Annotated in this window: 1 protein-coding gene; it reads left to right on the plus strand. The window is 61.6% G+C overall.

Annotated features, from left to right (window positions below):
* Positions 1 to 447: 447 nt before the first annotated feature.
* A partial coding sequence (locus tag EXE42_RS16200; protein WP_199240792.1) for an alkaline phosphatase family protein occupies positions 448 to 709 on the plus strand: 262 nt, incomplete at its 3' end.

Here is a 709-nt window from a genome sequence, read left to right on the forward strand (position 1 = left end):
TGGCCAGCCCGCCGACCAGTCACTGCCGCAGGACTGACGCTCGGCGACCTCACGGACGCGCGGTGCGTTCGGGGTCCGTCGTACCGCCGTTCCGGTCAGGGGGCGATGTCGCCGGAACACGCGTTGCCGTGAGCCAGCAGCGCCGTCAGTGACCCACGACTGAAGCCGTGGACTTCCTCTCTGGTCCTCTGAGAGATGGGATCTCCACGAGAAACACATCACCGGGTTCTCAGTAGAGATCTGTACCGCTACTGTGGTGCCGGCACCGTCTATCGATTCAGGCCATCATTTTGTCGATCGTCTCGCGATATTCGATTTCGGCAACCGCTTACTATCGTATGCGAAGAGGCCATCACGATATCTGCTCCAACTGGAACTAGTACTCGGTAGCGCCCCCTAGCGCGCAAGAGCGTAAGGAGTATGTTAGATCGTCTACACGCCATGTACATGGGTCTGTTTGACCGGCTGCGTGACGATGATGACGACCGTGTTGTCTTCCTCGGCATTGATGGCGTCCCACTCGATCTCGTCGAGGACCACCCCGATGTCTTCGAGAACCTGACCGACATCGCCGAGACCGGTTCCGGGGGGCGCTTGGAGAGCATCGTCCCGCCCGAGTCGAGCGCGTGCTGGCCGAGCCTCACGACCGGGAAGAACCCCGGAGCGACGGGCGTGTACGGCTTCCAGGACCGCGAGGTCGACTCCTACG

Origin of the sequence: Halorubrum sp. SP3, assembly GCF_005435195.1 — an archaeon.
GTDB lineage: Archaea > Halobacteriota > Halobacteria > Halobacteriales > Haloferacaceae > Halorubrum > Halorubrum sodomense.